The sequence below is a fragment of the Occallatibacter sp. FHG110214_02 genome (assembly GCF_059115385.1).
Window position 1 is genome coordinate 13,691 of sequence record NZ_JBZYWK010000005.1, and the last position, 17,326, is coordinate 31,016.

Annotated in this window: 16 protein-coding genes; 9 read left to right on the forward strand and 7 right to left on the reverse strand. The window is 58.4% G+C overall.

The features are described from left to right. Window positions 1-38 precede the first annotated feature (38 nt). From AC5S3R_RS06250 to AC5S3R_RS06265, 4 genes are all read left to right on the forward strand, one after another. Complete coding sequence (locus AC5S3R_RS06250; protein ID WP_494266154.1) at window positions 39-2,933, forward strand: TonB-dependent receptor; 2,895 nt, start codon at window positions 39-41, stop codon at window positions 2,931-2,933. Between the two features lie 176 nt (window positions 2,934-3,109). Next, window positions 3,110-3,508, forward strand: coding sequence for a LysM peptidoglycan-binding domain-containing protein (locus AC5S3R_RS06255; protein WP_494266155.1), 399 nt, complete (start codon window positions 3,110-3,112; stop codon window positions 3,506-3,508). 159 nt (window positions 3,509-3,667) lie between these two features. Then, complete coding sequence (gene motA / locus AC5S3R_RS06260) at window positions 3,668-4,540, forward strand: flagellar motor stator protein MotA (RefSeq protein ID WP_494266156.1); 873 nt, start codon at window positions 3,668-3,670, stop codon at window positions 4,538-4,540. Window positions 4,541-4,554: 14 nt separating this feature from the next. Then, complete coding sequence (locus AC5S3R_RS06265) at window positions 4,555-5,328, forward strand: flagellar motor protein MotB (RefSeq protein ID WP_494266157.1); 774 nt, start codon at window positions 4,555-4,557, stop codon at window positions 5,326-5,328. A 636-nt stretch (window positions 5,329-5,964) separates the two neighbouring features. Here the strand turns inward: AC5S3R_RS06265 and AC5S3R_RS06270 are convergent. The 3 genes from AC5S3R_RS06270 to AC5S3R_RS06280 all read right to left on the reverse strand — a co-directional run bounded on the left by AC5S3R_RS06270 (window position 5,965) and on the right by AC5S3R_RS06280 (window position 9,563). After that, window positions 5,965-6,729, reverse strand: a complete 765-nt coding sequence (locus AC5S3R_RS06270) for a DUF6454 family protein (RefSeq protein WP_494266158.1) — start codon at window positions 6,727-6,729, stop codon at window positions 5,965-5,967. A gap of 104 nt (window positions 6,730-6,833) precedes the next feature. Then, a complete protein-coding gene (locus tag AC5S3R_RS06275; protein WP_494266159.1) occupies window positions 6,834-7,832 on the reverse strand; it encodes an acyl-CoA desaturase in 999 nt (332 codons plus the stop codon). A gap of 258 nt (window positions 7,833-8,090) precedes the next feature. Further along, window positions 8,091-9,563, reverse strand: a complete 1,473-nt coding sequence (locus AC5S3R_RS06280; RefSeq protein ID WP_494266160.1) for a hypothetical protein — start codon at window positions 9,561-9,563, stop codon at window positions 8,091-8,093. Here AC5S3R_RS06280 and bcp point away from each other — a divergent pair. From bcp to AC5S3R_RS06295, 3 genes are all read left to right on the forward strand, one after another. Further along, entirely contained in the window at window positions 9,546-10,067 is a 522-nt protein-coding gene (gene bcp / locus AC5S3R_RS06285; protein WP_494266161.1) for a thioredoxin-dependent thiol peroxidase, read from the forward strand. The genes AC5S3R_RS06280 and bcp overlap by 18 nt on opposite strands. Beyond that, entirely contained in the window at window positions 10,067-10,765 is a 699-nt protein-coding gene (locus AC5S3R_RS06290; protein ID WP_494266162.1) for a DNA-3-methyladenine glycosylase, read from the forward strand. The genes bcp and AC5S3R_RS06290 overlap by 1 nt, the downstream gene beginning before the upstream one ends. 143 nt (window positions 10,766-10,908) lie before the next feature. After that, window positions 10,909-11,424: a c-type cytochrome gene (locus AC5S3R_RS06295; protein ID WP_494266163.1), complete on the forward strand. Its 516-nt coding sequence runs from the start codon at window positions 10,909-10,911 to the stop codon at window positions 11,422-11,424. Between the two features lie 173 nt (window positions 11,425-11,597). Here AC5S3R_RS06295 and moaC read toward each other — a convergent pair whose 3' ends face one another. From moaC to AC5S3R_RS06315, 4 genes are all read right to left on the reverse strand, one after another. Next, complete coding sequence (gene moaC, locus AC5S3R_RS06300; RefSeq protein WP_494266164.1) at window positions 11,598-12,062, reverse strand: cyclic pyranopterin monophosphate synthase MoaC; 465 nt, start codon at window positions 12,060-12,062, stop codon at window positions 11,598-11,600. A gap of 9 nt (window positions 12,063-12,071) precedes the next feature. Further along, the gene (locus AC5S3R_RS06305) at window positions 12,072-13,298 is read right to left on the reverse strand and encodes a molybdopterin molybdotransferase MoeA (RefSeq protein ID WP_494266165.1); all 1,227 of its coding nucleotides are present in this window, start codon (window positions 13,296-13,298) and stop codon (window positions 12,072-12,074) included. A 63-nt stretch (window positions 13,299-13,361) separates the two neighbouring features. Continuing rightward, the gene (locus AC5S3R_RS06310) at window positions 13,362-13,763 is read right to left on the reverse strand and encodes a DUF1801 domain-containing protein (protein ID WP_494266166.1); all 402 of its coding nucleotides are present in this window, start codon (window positions 13,761-13,763) and stop codon (window positions 13,362-13,364) included. Window positions 13,764-13,873: 110 nt separating this feature from the next. Continuing rightward, complete coding sequence (locus AC5S3R_RS06315) at window positions 13,874-15,055, reverse strand: tetratricopeptide repeat protein (protein ID WP_494266167.1); 1,182 nt, start codon at window positions 15,053-15,055, stop codon at window positions 13,874-13,876. Window positions 15,056-15,389: 334 nt separating this feature from the next. Here AC5S3R_RS06315 and AC5S3R_RS06320 point away from each other — a divergent pair, with 334 nt between their 5' ends. Continuing rightward, the gene (locus AC5S3R_RS06320) at window positions 15,390-15,884 is read left to right on the forward strand and encodes a GNAT family N-acetyltransferase (protein WP_494266168.1); all 495 of its coding nucleotides are present in this window, start codon (window positions 15,390-15,392) and stop codon (window positions 15,882-15,884) included. Window positions 15,885-15,960: 76 nt separating this feature from the next. Further along, window positions 15,961-17,316, forward strand: a complete 1,356-nt coding sequence (trmFO, locus tag AC5S3R_RS06325) for a methylenetetrahydrofolate--tRNA-(uracil(54)-C(5))-methyltransferase (FADH(2)-oxidizing) TrmFO (protein WP_494266169.1) — start codon at window positions 15,961-15,963, stop codon at window positions 17,314-17,316. The last annotated feature ends 10 nt before the right edge of the window (window positions 17,317-17,326 follow it).

Here is a 17,326-nt window from a genome sequence, read left to right on the forward strand (position 1 = left end):
GCGCATGCGCGAAGCACAGGCACAATAAAGGCGGTCCAGTGAAGCTGCAGAATCATACATGCAGGAATCTCTTTTGCACTGCGTTTTTTACGCTCATCACACTCGTGTGTTTTCAGCCACAGACTCTCCATGCTCAGGAATCTCTTACTAATGCCTCACTTACCGGGCGCGTTCTCGACCCCAGCGGCGCCGCAATTGCGCATGCGATGGTGTCAGTGAACCACGATGCGACCAACCAGCATTTCATGACGGAATGCGACAGCCAGGGACGTTTTCGGTTTGCGTATCTTCCTTCCGGGGAGTACATCGTTCACGCCCATGCTGCAGGCTTTCAGGCTTCCGAGCGCCAGATTCAACTCACGGTTGGTGCGGCTTTCGACCTTACAGTGAATCTTGCAATGCCACAGGCCACGGTGAATGAAATGGTCTCTGCAGAACCGCCGGTGATCGAGACGGACCGCAGTCAGGTAGCGCAGACGATTCATCCGGATGAGATTGCGAATCTTCCCTATGAGGGACGTAATTATCTTGACCTTGCTTTGCTTGCTCCGGGCGTTTCTCCGACGAACACCGCGAGTACGCAGACGCTTGCAGAGACCTCGGAGGTGGCGGGACAGGGCTACTCAGTGAATAGCCAACGCAACTTTTCAAACAGCTTTATTGTGGATGGACTCTCGGCGAATGATGATGCTGCCGGGGTTGCGGGCAATGTTTTCAGCATGGATGCTGTGAGTGAGTTTCAGGTGGTCACTTCCGGAGGGCAGGCAGAATTTGGGCGTGCTCTGGGTGGCTACTTCAACCTCGTTACTCGCAGCGGCACCAACCAGTTGCATGGCACGGCTTATGGATTTTTGCGTAACCAGCGGCTGAATGCGGAAAACGCGCTTTCACAGAGCAAGCTACCGCTTACGCAGGGCCAATATGGAGCGAGCCTTGGCGGACCTATTCGCAAGGACCGCACTTTTGCTTTTAGCAATTTTGAAGAGCAGCGGTTGAATACCAATGGCGTTATTACGACTACGCCAGCCAATGCCGCGCTCATCAACGCAAAGCTTTCAGCAATCGGTTATGCCGCGCCGCTACTGCCGGTTGGTATCGGAGCTGGACTTTATCCCACTACTCTGCATACAGATACGGCCTTTGCGCGCGGAGACCATCATTTCAACGACAACGACCAACTCAATGTGCGCTATAGCTACTACAACCTCAGCAGTATCAATGCACGAGGTGTTGGCGGGCTTAATGCTGTGTCGAACGGAACTTCAGTTTACGATACAAACCACGCGATTGCGGTTAGCAATATCGCGATGCTCTCTCCGCATGTCTTTAATGAAACACGCGGACAATTCGTCTCGGATGAGCTGAGTGCCCCGCCGAATGACGCGGTAGGTCCGGCTGTTACTATCTCCGGCATTGCTGTTTTTGGGCGTTCAACGTCTTCGCCTACGGGGCGCAGCAACAAGCTCTACGAAGTGGTGGATAACGTGGTGCTGGAACGTGGCGCACATACGTTCAAAACTGGAGCCGATTTTCTCTTTAATGACGACACGATTACATATCCTCAATCGTTGCGCGGCTCTTACTCGTTTTCGTCATTAGCCAATTTTTTGGATGGTACGTACAATTCGCAAGGGTACACGCAGAACTTTGGTATTCCCACAGTGCAGCAAAACAATCCGAATGTTGGTTTCTATGCACAGGATGAGTGGAAGATTTCGCCTGCGTTGACACTCAATGCGGGGCTTCGATACGACCTGGAGTTTTTGCACACCATTGATACTGCTTTTGCCAGCGTCTCTCCACGCATCGGGCTTGCGTGGTCACCGTTTGCAAGCCGGCGCACGGTTGTACGTGCGAGCTACGGACTTTACTATGACCGCATCCCGCTACGGCCGTTGGCAAACGCGCTGCTCTCTGCGCATAACACTACGGATCCAGCACAGGCTGCACTGTTGAGCTACACGTTTTCACCGGGACAAGCTGGAGCGCCGGTGTTCCCAGATGTTGCCAATGAGCCGCCTGCGGGAGCGAAAGAAAACTATTCGCTGATGAACCGCGATATCCAGACGCCTTACTCGCAGCAAGCTAGCCTGGCTGTTGAACAACAGCTTACATCGAAGAGTACGTTGGAGATGAGCTATCAACACCTGCGCGGCGAGCATCTCATCGGCGCCATTAACACGAATATCAACCTGGATGGCACTCGGCCTGATTCCACGCGCGGCAACATTAAGCCTTACTCATCCGCCTTCGATTCTTATTACGACGGGCTCGAGGTTTCGTTTTCACAGCGGCCAGTAAGCTGGGGTTCGACGCGCGTTTCTTATACGTGGTCGAGGGCTATCGACAATATCAGCGAGTTCTTCTTCAGTTCTCCGATTAATAACTTCAACCTGAGCGAAGACCGCAGCCGCGCAGATGACGACCAGCGGCATCGGGTTGTTTTCAGCGCGGCACTGAATTCACCAACGCAGTCTGCGTCTGACTGGGCGGGGCGCATTACGCACGGGTGGAGGCTTTCAGGTATTTTGCAATACTACTCGCGGCCGCCGTTCAACATTGTTACCGGCGCGAATACAAAACAGGCTACGTCCCAGCGGCCTTGCGCTGCAGGTTACAGCTTGAGTGCGGATGGCGGGCTGAATCCATGTACTGAGGCGTTGCCCGGCGCGGTGATTGGACGTAATGCCGGCACGGGGTTTGATTTCTTTAATCTCAATGCTCGCCTGAGCCGGACTTTTCCACTTGGAGAACGTGTGAAACTGGAGACGATGGCGGAGGCGTTTAATTCGCTCAACCATCGCAATGACATGATTCCCAATGCAACATGGGGTTCTGGCGCGTATCCGGAGAAGCCGAACGCGACTTTTGGCCAGCCAACTGCAGTAGGTGACCCACGCAGTGTGCAATTTGCAGCACGGATTCTGTTTTAACTGCTACGGGCGCTTGTAGGCTGCTCTTCGCGGGTTTGTTTTATCAATTTCTGGCAAACGGCAAACCCGCACGCCGCACATCACATCTCATCCATCCATGGGACATTCTTCGGGGAATTTTATTTGGGCTTCTTTCCGTTGAACGCCTCATTACTGAACGAACAGGAGCCAACACAATGGCAGATCTTGATGCACTTAAGCAGAAATACCAGGGCGTCCTCGACACCCTCCAGAATTTTTCGGACCTCGGCGCCACCACGGATGCTGTTGACCTCGACGGCGACAAGCTGCACATCAAGGGAACGGTCCCTTCCAAGGTTGTTCTTGAGCGCGTATGGGATGCCATTAAGTCGGCTGACCCCACCTACGCTGATTTGCACCACGAGATTGAAAACAAGGGCGGCGATGAGCAGGCGTACACCATCAAGTCTGGTGACAACCTCTCGCACATTGCCAAGCGGTTCTATGCCAATGCCAACAAGTACACGGAGATTGCTTCGGCAAACGGCATCAGCGACCCCAACCTCATTAAAGTGGGCCAGGAGCTGAAGCTTCCCTATATTGCTCCGGCTTAATCCAAACTCTGTATAACAAACAGACATTTCAACCCCATCTTTACGGCTGAGCCTGTTGAGCCGAAGGGTGGGGTTGTTGTTTTGCTCGGAGCCTTTGAAGTTACTCCCCGAACTGCCGATAGAGACAGAACCGGCATTTTCACCCTTGGGGAGGCAGGGATGTTCGCCATTATTGGCATATTGGTAGTTTTTGGTGCGGTTATCGGCGGCTTTCTCATGGAGAAGGGGCAGATTGCCGTGCTTCTGCAGCCGGCCGAGTTGCTGATTATTGCTGGTGCGACTGCCGGCACGCTGCTTGCCGCTAATCCTGGATACATTCTTAAAAGCATCAGCAACGGACTTGTGGGTGTTCTCAAGGGTTCGCGCATTGATAAACAGCGCTACCTGAGCACACTCAAAATGATGTATGCGCTGCTTGGCAAGGCCCGCAAGGAAGGGGTGCTGAGCATTGAGCAGGATGTTGAAAAGCCTAAGTCCAGTGTACTTTTCAAGGCCTATCCGGGATTTCTTGCAGACCACTCGGCGTTGAACTTTGTGTGCGACACGATGCGCATGGGCATTACCGGCGGCGTGGAGCCATTTGATATGGACCAGATGATGGAGCTCGATATGGAGGTTCATCACCATGAGGCTACGCAGCCGGTGAGTGCGCTGGCGACGGCTGCTGATGCGATGCCGGGACTTGGCATTGTGGCGGCTGTGCTGGGTGTTGTGATTACGATGGGCGCGCTGGGCGGGCCACCAGAAGAGATCGGGCGGAAGGTTGCTGCAGCTCTGGTTGGTACGTTCCTTGGCATTCTGCTTTGCTATGGCGTGGTTGGGCCGTTGAGCCAGCATATGTCGAAGATTGCGGATGACCATAATGCTTATCTGCATGTGTTGAGAGTCTTGCTGCTTGCGTTCCTTAAAGGGTCGGCGCCGCTGATTGCGGTTGAGATGGCGCGGCGCGCGATTCCTGCGCGTGTGCGACCGAGCTTTGACGAGATGGAAAAGCACTGCAAGGGACAGGCTCCCGCGGCGAAGGCTGCTTAGAGAGATATTGAGTGATGGCTACCCCTAATAAGACGCATCCGGTAATTATCAAGCGCAAGAAGCGGCACCACGGCCACCACGGCGGTGCATGGAAGGTGGCTTATGCCGATTTTGTGACGGCGCTGATGTCGTTGTTTATTGTGCTGTGGCTGATGAGCCAGAGCGCGAAGATTAAAGAGGCCGTAGCTGGATACTTTAACGACCCGCATGGCACGCAGAGCCTGATGGGTACGACGATGAAGGGCACGGGGATTCCTGTGCCGATTCCGCAGACGGATTTGAACGCGCTGAAGGACCGGCTGCTGCAGGAGATTAAGGCGAAAAAGGAGTTGGAGAAGCTCTCCAAGCAGATTGAGATTACGGTGACGCAGGAAGGGCTGCGGATTGAGCTGCTGGAGGGCAAGGACAGCACGTTTTACGAGAGCGGGAGTGCGCAGTTGAGTCCGGATGGGCAGGAGCTGCTGCAACTGCTGGCCGGGGAGTTGAAGACGCTGCCGAATCATCTGCTGATTGAGGGGCATACGGATTCGAAGCAGTACTCGACGGGTGCGAATTACACGAATTGGGAGTTGTCGGCGGACCGGGCAAACTCGGCGCGCAGGCTGATGCAACAGGATGGAGTGCGCGGCGACCAGGTGACGCAGGTGCGCGGGTATGCGGACCAGATGCTGCGGGTGGCGAAAGACCCGTTTGACCCTGGCAATCGGCGGGTTTCGATTCTGGTGAAGAATGAGGCCGGGGCTCCGGCGAAGCTTCCGGGGAAGGCTGCGGAGCCGGCGGCCCGGTAGACCGTGCGTCTGTGCGATGCCGTGTGTATGCGCACAGTGGGGTGGTTTTGCATTTCTTTTGTTTTGTGTTGGTTGCGGTGGATTGCACAGGAACTGTGCAGTTTCTTTATTTGTGAACTGTGGAGAAGGCAGGGACAAGGGAAGAGGGACAAGTGGGTTGTGCCTGCTGTTGATGGCATAGGGTCTCCTTTCTTTTGATATAGCGAGTCAGCAAGTTAGCGGAAAAACAGAACGGCCCGATTCCTTTGGAATCGGGCCGTTCTTCTGCTTTATTTCTGTTCATTCTTAGTGTGGCATATTTAGGGTTAATTGAGCGCAAACTTGGCCAGGAATTTTGCTTAATGGAATCAATGAGTTAGAAAATATTTTCGGGTTTGGGGCTTGACAGGATTTTTCCACAGGCTGGGGAGCGCTTGATGTGGGAGAGCTAGCGGTATGGGTATCCCATCCCTTGTGACAGAAAGAAGTCGCAAGGATGGGGCACGGGGCTTTGTGGGGAGAACTGAGAAAAGGCAACTGCAAGAGCTACCGCAGATCCTTCACTCCGCCTACCCCACTTCGTGGGACCCCAATGCGCTTCGTTCAGGGATGACACTGCCTTCTTTTGTGGGAGAGCTGGATGCGTGCGTAGGGCCGTTATTGTGGTGTTAGCTTGAAGTGGAAGAGACGGGAGGGATTGTCTTCGGGGAGCAGGTAGAGGTCGTTGCCCTGGATGGCCATGCCTTCGCCGGTCAGGATACGGCCTCGGTCGGTCTGGCCTACCTTGAGGCTGCGGATGGGCTGGAAGCTGGGCCAGCTATACCAGTCTACGGAGCCGATGGTTTCTGACGGGCTGCTGCTGCCGACTAAGAATCCATTGGCCAACTTGATGTCCTGGTAGCTGGTGTTCTTGGGCGTGTCGAGGACGCGGAGCTGCTTGCCCTGCATGTCGAAGACGTAGAGCTGGCGGCTGTCCCAGTTGCCGGCTATGAGGGTGTTTTCCGTGACGGCGAGGCAGCCGATGTGGTCGTTCACAGGGATTTTGCGCTTGATGGCAAGTGTCTGCTTGTCGAGCTCGATGAGGACGGCGGAGCTATGCGCTTTGTATTCGGCTACGGGAACCCAGATGGAGTTGCCGTAGAGCGAGAAGCCGCCGGGGTGGAAGCGTGGGCCGTCGGTTAGCTCTATCTGCTGTTCGAGCTTTGCGGTTGCGCGACTGAACTGGTGCAGCCATGCCTTGTGGCTCTGACCGTCTACGGAGGTGACCCAGATGTGGGTTGCGTCGAGGTCTACACCTTGAACGTGGTAGACGGTGCCGTCGAGTGGTGTGATTTCGGCGAGTTTGGCGTTTTCTATGATGGTTGGTTGCTGGGCGTGGAGCGGGAGGACGGCGAGAAGGGAGATGAGGATTCGTTTGAGCATGGCTGGAGTTCAGGTGACAGATTACAGGGGACAGGTTACAGAAAAGACAATGGCCGCGAATCTATCGAGATTCGCGGCCATTTTTTGATTCTGCAAGCTGCTTGCTAATTTGTGCCGGCGGGCTTGGGGTTTTCGGGGTCGTACTGGGCTACCTTGATGCCGCGGGCGAGGCCGAGCTTGGCAAGGAGCCAGATTCCCCAGAAGTTGGGGTCGATTTCGTACCACTTGAGGCCGTGGCGGGCGCTTACGGGGTGGGCGTGGTGGTTGTTGTGCCAGCCTTCGCCGCCGGTGAGGAGAGCTACCCACCAGCTATTGCGGGAGTCGTCCTTGGTCTCAAAGCGGCGGCTGCCCCACATGTGCGTTGCCGAGTTAACGAGCCAGGTGGCGTGCAGGCCGATGGTGACGCGGAGGCCTACGCCCCAGAGGACCATGCCGACGCCGTTCTTCCAGCCGCCAAAGGCCCAGCCGAGGCCGAGGAGCAGGAGTCCGCTGGCGACGATGGTGAGGTAGTGATACTTAGAAATCCAGCGGTGGAAAGCGTCCTTGTGGAGGTCGGGCGAGTAGCGGGCGAGGGCTTCCGTCTGGTCGTGGAGCGACTTGCCGACGAGAATCCAGCCAGCGTGAGCCCACCAGCCGCCTTCATGCGGGGTGTGGGGATCGCCGTCGTGGTCTGAGAGCTGGTGATGTACGCGGTGGGTGGAAACCCAGAAAATCGGTCCACCTTCAAGCGAGAGCGTGGCGCAGAGCGTCATGGCGTATTCCAGCCACTTGGGAACTGTGTAGCCGCGGTGCGTGAGCAGGCGGTGGTAACACATGCCGATGCCTACGTTAATGGCGAGGATGTAGAGAATGGCCGAGACAGCGAGGCGCGTCCACGAGAAGAAGAAGAAGGCCGAGAGAGCTGCCGCGTGGAAGAAAACCAGCGCAATCATCGTTGTCCAATTGACGCCTTTGCCAGCCGTGGCTTTCCGTCCCATCTTAATCTGCTCGCGCGTGGGGATGACGTGAACCTTGACGGTCGCGCTGGAGCCGGGTGCTTTGGGAAGCGGTGTGGCGGGGACTACGGTTTCGTTGGACTGGGGCGCAGGAGCGATAGATGCCATTCGTTAGGGTTTCCTCACACGAGTGGCGTGAACTTCCACTCAAATTGGGTTACTCAAATTGTATATGAGGGGAAGATTTGTGTCTGTGATTCGTGAGGATTTTTGGGGAAATGATATGGAAGGCAGCGACTGAGGCGGGTTTTGGGGAGAACTGGATGTGTGGGGCTATTTTGTGGGGAGGTGGCTGGCGGTGAAGCAATCGTAAGGGCTTAGGTATACACGGAAGGGGGAATGCATGGTTGGGGTAGTTATGTCCTGTTATTGGGCAGTGTAGGAGCCGAAGGGGATGCTGGTGGTGGCGAAAATCTGCTCGGAGGAGCCGCGGAGGACGCGGTAGAGGACGAACTGGCGCTGGGTGGCTCCGCGAAGCTCGAAGAGAAGCTCGCCGCGGTTGTCGGTGAGGGCTTCTACGGCGTCGATGAGGATCATGCGTGGGGTGTCGTCGAGGTGGGAGCCGTCGGCCACGTTTTTGTGGAGGACGTTGATATTGCCGTAGAGGTCGGGCTGGGCGATTAGCGTTACGTATTTCTGCTGCTTCGGATCGGGGTTGGCGGTGTGTGCGGAAAGGACGAAGGTGGCTCCGGAGCCGTAGGCCAACTCGAAGACGCGGAACTGTTCGCCTTCCAGCGGGACGGGCTCGGGGGCTGGGACAGGCTTGGGTGCGGGCTTGGCGGCTGCGCGGCCTTTAGTGGTTGTGGTGTGGTGGGTTGGTGCGGGCTTGGGGGCTGGCGCTGGCGGCGTGGTGAGGCCGAGGGCTGCGCGGGCCTGGTCTTCGAGAGCGGCCTTCATGCGGGCTTCGTCGGCGGGGTTGGCCCAGTTGTAGGTCCAGGGGTGGTCGGGGCGGTCCTTGGCGTCGGAGATGCCTACGGTCTGGCGGAGGTCGGCAGGCATGCCCACGAGGCTGGGAAGGACTTTGAGGGCCTGCGAGGTGTCTTGGCCGCGGACGAGGCGGGGGCGGTCGGGGTCGCTGATTTGCGGGAGCGAGCTGACGCGGGCGGTGTCTTCTTCCGGCTTGGCCTTGGGCTTCTTCATTACAGGGCGGTCCGGGTCGTCGGCGGGGGGCTTGGCGGTGCTTGCTGTGCCAGAACTGCTGGTGCTGGAATCGTCTTTGCGGTGCAGCGTGGGGCGGTCGGTGTCATCGGAACTGCTGCTTGAGCTGGTGCTGCCGCTGGAGTCTTTTTTGTGGAGCTGCGGGCGGTCGTTATCGTCGCCTGACTTGCTGCTTGTGCTGCTGCTGCTGTCGTCGTCGTGGTGCTTGCGGCGGAGAACGGGCTTGTCGTCGTCTTCGTCATTCTCGTCGGCTTTAGCGACGGCGGCATAGGAGGGTTGCTTGGGGGCGGGAGCGGCTTTCCATGTGCCATAGCCTACCCAGGAGCCTTCTTCCTGAGCGGCGTTTTGTACGTCGAAGAGGCCGACGGTTTTGCCGTTTTGCTTGAGCTGGTACTCGACTTCACTGGATATGGCGATGGGCTGGGGGCGGGCGAGATAGAGGCCGGCATCTTCGAGCGTTTGGCCGTCGTAGATGCTGATGGGGACGAGACGGGACTTTTTGGGATGGGACGGGTCGTCGCCGGTCCACTCCAGGACGGCGATGGCACGGAGGGTGGGGGCGTCCTGTTGTTTTTTTGCGGCCTGCGCGGGAGATTGCGAGAAAAGGCTGAGAGTCGAGCCGAGAGCTGCCGTGCATGACATGAGGCGGAGGGCTCGGGAATAATGCAGTGTGAGGTTCACGATTTTCATCCTACGCGAGAGGCCGTTTCCATGGAGATTGGTGAGGTAGTTCCGAATTTTGCGCTGCAGACTGACGAGAACAAGACTGTGAGCTTGTCCGATTACAAGGGTTCGCCGGTGGTGCTGTTCTTTTATCCGCGTGCCGATACGCCGGGCTGCACGATTGAGGCCTGCGGGTTTCGCGACCAGTTCAAGAAGCTGCAGAAGGCCGGGGCCGTTGTTCTGGGCATCTCCCGGGACACGGTGGCGAAGCAGGCGAAGTTTAAGAAGAAGTACGATCTGCCGTATACGCTCCTTGCTGATTCAGACGAGAAAGTGCTGAATCAGTTTGGTCTCATCTACGAGGGAACGATGTATGGCAAGCCGGTGACGCGCGTGAAGCGGACAACGTACCTGATTGCTCCGGATGGGAAGCTGGTTCACGTGTTTGAGAATGTGAAGCCGGAAGGGCATGCGGATGAGGTGCTGGAGCTGCTGAAAGAGTGGTCGAAGAAGAATTCGTAATGAACGTGTTGCCCAGGGAGTTTTATGAGCGGACTCCGGAGGTGGTGGCTCCGGAACTGCTGGGCAAGGTGCTGGTCTCTCGTGCGGGCGGCGTTGTGACTGCCGGGCGGATTGTGGAGGCTGAGGCTTACCTGGGGCCGCACCATGCCGGCCTGAATGGTCAGCAGGGGGATGCGGCGGCGCATTCGCACCGTGGGCCTACGCCGCGGAACCGCGTGCTGTTTGGGCCGGCAGGGTTTGCTTATGTTTACTCCATCTATGGGCAATATTTTTGCATGAATGTTTCCTGCGAGCCGGAAGGGCAGGCGGGATGCGTGTTGCTGCGTGCGCTGGAGCCGCTGAAAGGGATTGAGGCGATGGCGGTGCGTCGTGGCGTTGATGGGAAGTCGCTGCGGGCGCTGACTTCCGGGCCTAGCCGGTTGTGCATTGCTTTGGGGATTGCGCGGGCTTTGCATAATGGGGTGGATTTGACTGCGGCGGATTCCGAGTTGGCGATTGTGGACGATGGGTTTGTTGCGGGCGACGTGCGGGTGACGGGGCGGATTGGGATTAACGCGGCGAATGAGGCGGTGGATTGGCCGCTGCGGTTTTGTCTGGCGGATTCGGGGTTTGTTTCGGGACCGGGAAGGAGTGCTGCCCCACCCTTGCGGCGGAAAAAAGCCGCAAGGGTGGGGCACGGGAGTTTGCGGGGGAGATGAGCAGAAAGCAAAAAGCAGATGTGTCGAAGCAAAAATGTTGTGGCGGTATAAAAAGGCTTTTTGCTTGGCTGGGAATGTAGCTGTATCGCGTAGAATTTCGTCAAGCAAGCCAGTAGAGACTTCTCCGCGAGGAATTTTACCCCTTGAAACTAACTTCGTATTTGCTTCCCGCAGCCGCCGTAGTGGTGACCGCAGCGGCGATTCTTGCTTCCACAACGGCGCAGGTGAGCGCTGCTCAGCAGGCTGCTGGACAGGCTCCGGCTCCTGCGCAGCATGCGCACGCAGCTCCGACCAACCTGCAGGTTTTGCCGAAAGACACCAGCGGGGAAAAGCTGCACGAGATTATGCACGCGTGGACGGATGCCGTGGGCGGAAGCTGTGCGACGTGTCATGCCGCCGATCCGAAGAACCTGGCTCCCAATGGCAAGCCGCGGCTGAACTATGCGGATGACTCGAAGCCGGAGAAGGCTACGGCGCGCAAGATGTACCTGATGACGGAAGAGATCAATACGCAGTACATCTCGAAAATTGAGAGCGATGGGCAGCCGGTGACTTGCGGGACTTGCCATCGTGGACACCTTGGGCCGCAGCCGTTCAAGCCGGATGCGGATGAGGATCATGACCACGATCATCCGGCGGCGGCTGCGCCTAAGAACTAGCTGTCAGCTATTAGCTTTTAGTTTGGATGTGGAGAACGAGGCTTCTGTGCGATTGCGCGGGAGCCTTTGTTTTTGGGGCGAATGAACATGGGGGGCGAGCGGTAGAGGTATCCCAGGTCCCCAACTGCAAGGACCTGGGCACCCGGCTTTGCCTTATACGGATGAACTAAAAGCTATCTTTTGTAGTCGCCGGATTTGCCGCCGGTTTTGGATTCCAATTGCAGGTTGCGGATGACGATGGCTTTATCGAGGGCCTTGGTCATGTCGTAGACGGTTAGGGCGGCTACGCTGGCGGCGGTGAGGGCTTCCATCTCTACTCCGGTTTGGCCTAGCGTTGCTGCTGTTGCGGTGATGGCTACTCCGGTGGCGGTGATTTCGGCTTGCACGTCAATGTGCGTGAGTGGGAGCGGGTGGCACATGGGGATCAGCTCGCTGGTGCGCTTAGCAGCCTGAATGCCGGCGAAGCGGGCTACTTCCAACGGGTTGCCCTTGGGGTTGGAGGGCAGGGCGGCGAGGACTTGCTGGGATAGCTCGACGAAGGCTGTGGCTGTGGCGGTGCGGCGTGTGGTTTGCTTGGCGCTGACATCGACCATGTTGGCCTGGCCGGATTCGTCGTAGTGGGAGAGTTTTTCTGACATGGAAATAGCTTAGAACGGCAGGATGGTGGCGATTTCGTTGGCGGGGAGGTTGGCTTCGCCTTCGGGGACTACGAGGAAGCAGTTGGAGCGGGCGAAGGAGGCCAGGTCGCCGGAGCCTTTGGCGCCTTCCGGGGTGACCTGGGCGTCGGCGGTGACGGTGGAGGGGACGAAGCGGGTGAGGTCGGGCTTGGCTTTGACTTCGCGGGTGAGACGGGCGTAGGTGAAGCGCGGGAGTTGGACGGTTCTTCCGGCTAGCGTGGCGAGAATTGGCGCGGCGAAGAGCAGGAAGGTGGCTGCAGACGAGATGGGGTTGCCGGGGAGTCCGAAGAAGGGCTGCTGGTGGGTGTTGCGCGGGATGCTGCCGAAGACGACGGGCTTGCCGGGCTGGATGCGGGCTCCGGTGAAGTAGAACTCGGCGTCGAGGCGGGCGATGGCTGGTTCGACGAGGTCGAATTTTCCGGCAGAGACGCCGCCGGAGAGGAGCACGAGATCTGCTTCGGTGACTTGCTGCAGAACGGCGTCAAGGGCTTTTGGTGTGTCGGCGGTGGCGGGGAAGAGCTGCGGCTGGCCACCGAATTGTTCGACGAGCGCGCCTAGCATGGAGGCGTTGGAGTTGCGGATCTGGCCGGGGTTGGGCGTGGCGGTGACGGGGACCAGCTCGTCGCCGGTGGTGAGGATGGCCACGGTGGGCTTGCGGAAGACTTCTACTTGCGCGAAGCCGCAGGAGGCCGCGGCGGCGATGTGGGAGGCGGAGAGGCGGGTTCCGGTGGGGATGATGAGGTCGCCGGTGTGGGCCTCTGAGCCGATGGGATTGATGTTTTCGCCTTCGGAGAGGGTGCGGGGCGGCAGGAGCCGGATGTAGCCGCTGGCGGTTTCTACGTGCTCGACCATGACGACAGTGTCGGCGGAAGGAGGAACGGCTGCGCCGGTCATGATTTCGACGGCGGTGTTGGGGAGCAGCGGCGTAGAGCTGGGTGTGCTGCCGGCGCGGATGCAGCCGGTGATGCGGAGGAGTGAGCCAGTGTTGAGCTCGTCGGCGCGGATGGCGTATCCGTCGCGGGTGGAACGGGGGAAGGGGGGCATCTCGCGGTCGGCGTGGATGTTGGCGGCGAGGATGCGGTTGGCCGCTTCGTGGAGGGGGATGGTTTCGGTGGGGCGGGGTTGTGTGGCGAACCTGACCGCGTGCGCGGCTACGATGGCGGAGGCTTCTTTGTAGCTTGGGAGAAGCGGGCTCATAAGAGACAGGGTACAGGGTACAGGGAACAGGGTGTAGGGAAAAACAAAAACAGGCTGTGCCTGCTAGCTGTTTTCTACGCGGGATTTTATGTCTGCGTATGCGGCCTGGATTAGCTTGTCCAGTGCTGCGGTGTTTGTTGGTGTTTCGGGTTTCAGTTTTACGTGGCGCATGTGTTTGCCGGCACCCTGTAACAGGCGTGCGGGATCGCGCAGTGCTGCGCCGTGATAGAAGCCTACGTTGGCGTGCGAGGTGAAGACGTTGACGTAGGCGAAGGGCGCGTCGCCGAGGCAGGCGACGGGGCAGCCGTCGTGCAGGGGCTCGCGGACTTCGTCTCCGCAGTGGCGCATGACTTCGAACCACTGCTGCGCTATGGCTCCTAGTTCGCCTTGATGCTGCTTTAGCCATGCGTCGATGGCGGGGTCGCGTTCTACGGCGCCGTTGAATCGCAGGAATTCTTCTTTCATTGCCGCTCCATTGTGCACCAGCGGACGGCAAAAAGAAGAAGGCGCTGCGATTGAGTTCGCAGCGCCTTAAGGTTGCTAAGAGCTAATAGCTAACGGCTGATAGCTGTTTTTTACGACTTCTTGCCTGCCTTGTAGGAGTTGCCGATCTTCTGGCCTGCGGAGTTGAGGATGCCCTGGGCGTCGGCGGCATAGGGGCCGTTGGGAGCCAGCTCAAGGTACTTCTGATAGGCTTCCGCGCAGCCCGGAGGCAGAACAATCTTCTGCGTCTTGGGGTCTACGGTGGCGTTGCCTACGAGCGCCTGGCCCTTGAGGTAGTAGAGCAGAGCGTTATTCGGGTCGGCGGTGATGGCCTTGTCCGCTGCTGCGGCCTGCGCCGTGGCGTTGCCCATCTGGAAGTAGATAACAGCCTGGTTCTTGAGGTAGACGGCTGCGGACTTGGGATTGGCTGCCGCGGCGGCGTCATAGGCCTTGGTCGCATCGTCTACCTTGCCGGTGCGGGCGTAGACTTCGCCGAGACCGCTCTGGGCAAGGCCGAGAACTTCCGGATTCGGCTTGGGGTTCTTGGATTCGAGATCGATTGCCTTCTGGAAGGCCTGGATGGCGGGATCCCACTTCTTGAGGCCGGCTTCACCCTGACCGAGGCGTGCCCAGAGGATGGAGGCGTCGGGCTTGGCGGTCGTGTCCTTGGTCATGAGGGTTTCGATGTCGGTGTACTTGGCGGTCTTGATGTCGTTGGCCTTGGTGGCGACATCGGTCTTGCTGGCGCTGGCGCCGAGCTCCTGCTGAGCAGCAGCCTGCGCGCCGTCGGCATCCTTGATGTCCTGCGTGACGGTGCCGAGGTCGGTGTTGATGCCCTTGATGACGGAGTTGGCGGAGAGAGCAGCGGCGTTCTTCTTCTTGAGCTCTTCGAGCTGCTTCTGAGTGTCAGGCGGCAGGGCCTTGATGTAGGCTTCGCGGCTCATGTCGAAGTCCTGGAGCGTGTCCTGACCTGAGACGATTTTCACGTTCTGGAAGGAGTCTACCTGCTTGTCCTTGGGTGTATCGAGATTGCGGTAGATGACGGTGTAGGTGCCGGGCGCTGCTTCCCCGGAGTAAGCGCCGTTGGTGACCTGGAAGGTGTACTTTTCCGTGTTGCCTTCATTGAGGCTGACGGTGCCGGTGGGCTGAACCGTTCCAACGGGGTTGGTGACGGTGCCGTGAATCTTGCCGTTGGCCTGTGCTGCGTCTTGTGCGGCGAGCGGCGCGATGGCCAGTCCAAGAACGGCGAGCCAGAGAGTGAGAGTGCGCTTCATTGGGTGTTCTCCTTGCGAGCGACGCGGCCGCGAGGGCGGCGCGCTCGGAAAAATTCAAAATGCTGCATCCACCGGCGGCGCTGACGTGCGTAAGGAGGGCCGGGCGGAGAGAGGTGCTGGCACTGAAACGTTAAATCAAGACAGGGAGGAGGGACAAGGGACAAGGGGTAAGGGAAGGGCAACTGCAACGGCAGATTCGTGGTGGATTGGAGCGTGAGCATGACTCTAGCGGCTATCTGCAGCCGCATGTTTGTGAGGAGAATTATGGCGCTGGGGTTGCATGGCGGGCTGTGGCGGGCGTCACAGGGAAGGTTGCGGTTGCGATAATGAAGGAATGGCAGAGATTGTGATTCGCGAGGCGGTGCGGGAGGATGTTGGCACCATTTTGAGGTTTATTCATGCGCTGGCGGTGTATGAGAGAGAGCCGGATGCGGTGAAGGCTACCGAAGAGGCGCTGCTGGAGCATGGGTTTGGCGATAAACCGTACTTTGAGTGCGTGATTGCGGAGTGCGACGGCAAGGCTGCGGGGTTTGCGTTTTATTTCTTTGACTACTCGACGTGGCTGGGGAAGCCGGGGCTGTATCTCGAAGATTTGTTTGTTGACCCGGAGTTTCGCGGCAAGGGCGTTGGGAAGGCTCTGCTGGAGCGGCTGGCAGCGATTGCTCTGGAACGCGGGTGTGCGCGGATGAAGTGGGAAGTGCTGGACTGGAATGAGCCGGCGATTGAGTTTTATCGCGCGATGGGCGCGGAGTTTCTGGATGAGTGGCGCAATGTGCGGGTGAGCGGGGATGCGCTGAAGAAGCTGGCAGGATTGGAAGTGGCGAAGTGAAGATTCGGGTGATTGGCGGGTCCTGCGCGGACGGCGGGCGGAAGGTACATCCTACAATTTGTGGGGTAGTTGTTGCATGAAGAAGATTCGAGTGATTGGCGGTGGGCTTGCGGGTCCGGAGGCGGCGCTGATGGCGGCGCGGCTGGGCTGCGAGGTGGATTTGTACGAGATGCGGCGGATGGTGGGTGGGACGCCGATTGTGACGCCTGCGCACCAGACTACGGATTTTGGCGAGCTGGTCTGCTCGAACTCGCTGAAGAGCGAGAGCCCGAATACGGCTCCGTGGCTGCTGAAGCAGGAGATGCGGCGGGCGGGGTCGGAGCTGTTGAAGATTGCTGACGAGACGGCTGTGCCGGCGGGGCATGCGCTGGCGGTGGATCGCGTGGAGTTTTCGCGGAGGATTGCGGAGGAGATTGAGCGCGAGCCGAAGATTCGGGTGATTCGCGAAGAGGTGACTTCGCTGGAAGGCGATGAGCTGACGATTGTGGCGAGCGGGCCGCTGACTTCGGACGCGCTGAGCCAGGAGATTTTGCGGATTACGGGGTCGCAGCACTTGTCGTTCTATGACTCGATTTCGCCGATTGTGGATGCGGAGTCAATTGATATGGACCGCGTGTACTTTGCGGCTCGGTGGGATAAGGGGACGGCGGATTACATTAACTGTCCGATGACGAAAGAGGAGTACGAGACTTTTCTTGATGCGTTGACTGCGGCGGAGGCAGCGGAAGAGAAGGAGTGGGAGAAGCTCGATTATTTTGAGGGCTGCCTGCCGATTGAGGTGCTGGCACGGCGCGGGAAGGATACGCTGCGGTTTGGGCCGATGAAGCCGGTTGGGTTGCGTGATCCGCGGACGGGGAAGACGCCGTGGGCTGTGGTGCAGCTTCGCAAGGAAAATGTGCGGGCGGATAGCTACAACCTTGTTGGCTTTCAGAATCATTTGAAGTGGAATGAGCAGGCTAAGGTTTTGCGGCTGATTCCGGGGCTGGAGAATGCGAAGTTTTTGCGCTATGGGCAGATTCACCGGAATACGTATATCTGCGCGCCTGCGCTGCTGGATGGAACGCTGCGGTTGAAGTCGAAGCCGAATGTTCTTTTTGCCGGGCAGCTTTCGGGCGTTGAGGGATACACGGAATCGATGGCTACGGGGATGCTGGCGGGTCTTTATGCGGCGAAGGTTGCTGCGGGCGTGGAGCCTGTGGCCGTTCCGCGCGGGACGGCGCTGGGGTCGCTGGTGCATTACATTACGCATGCGGATGTGAAGGACTTTCAGCCTGTGAATATTACGTTTGATTTGCTGATGCCACTGGAAGAGGAGCTTCGCAAGAAGATTCGCGATAAGAAGGAACGGCACAGGATTCAGTGCGAGCGGGCGCTGGCGGAGTTTGATGCGTGGTGGGCGGGAACTTTTTCGGCTGGCACAGTGTCGAAGTAGAGTAGGCGTA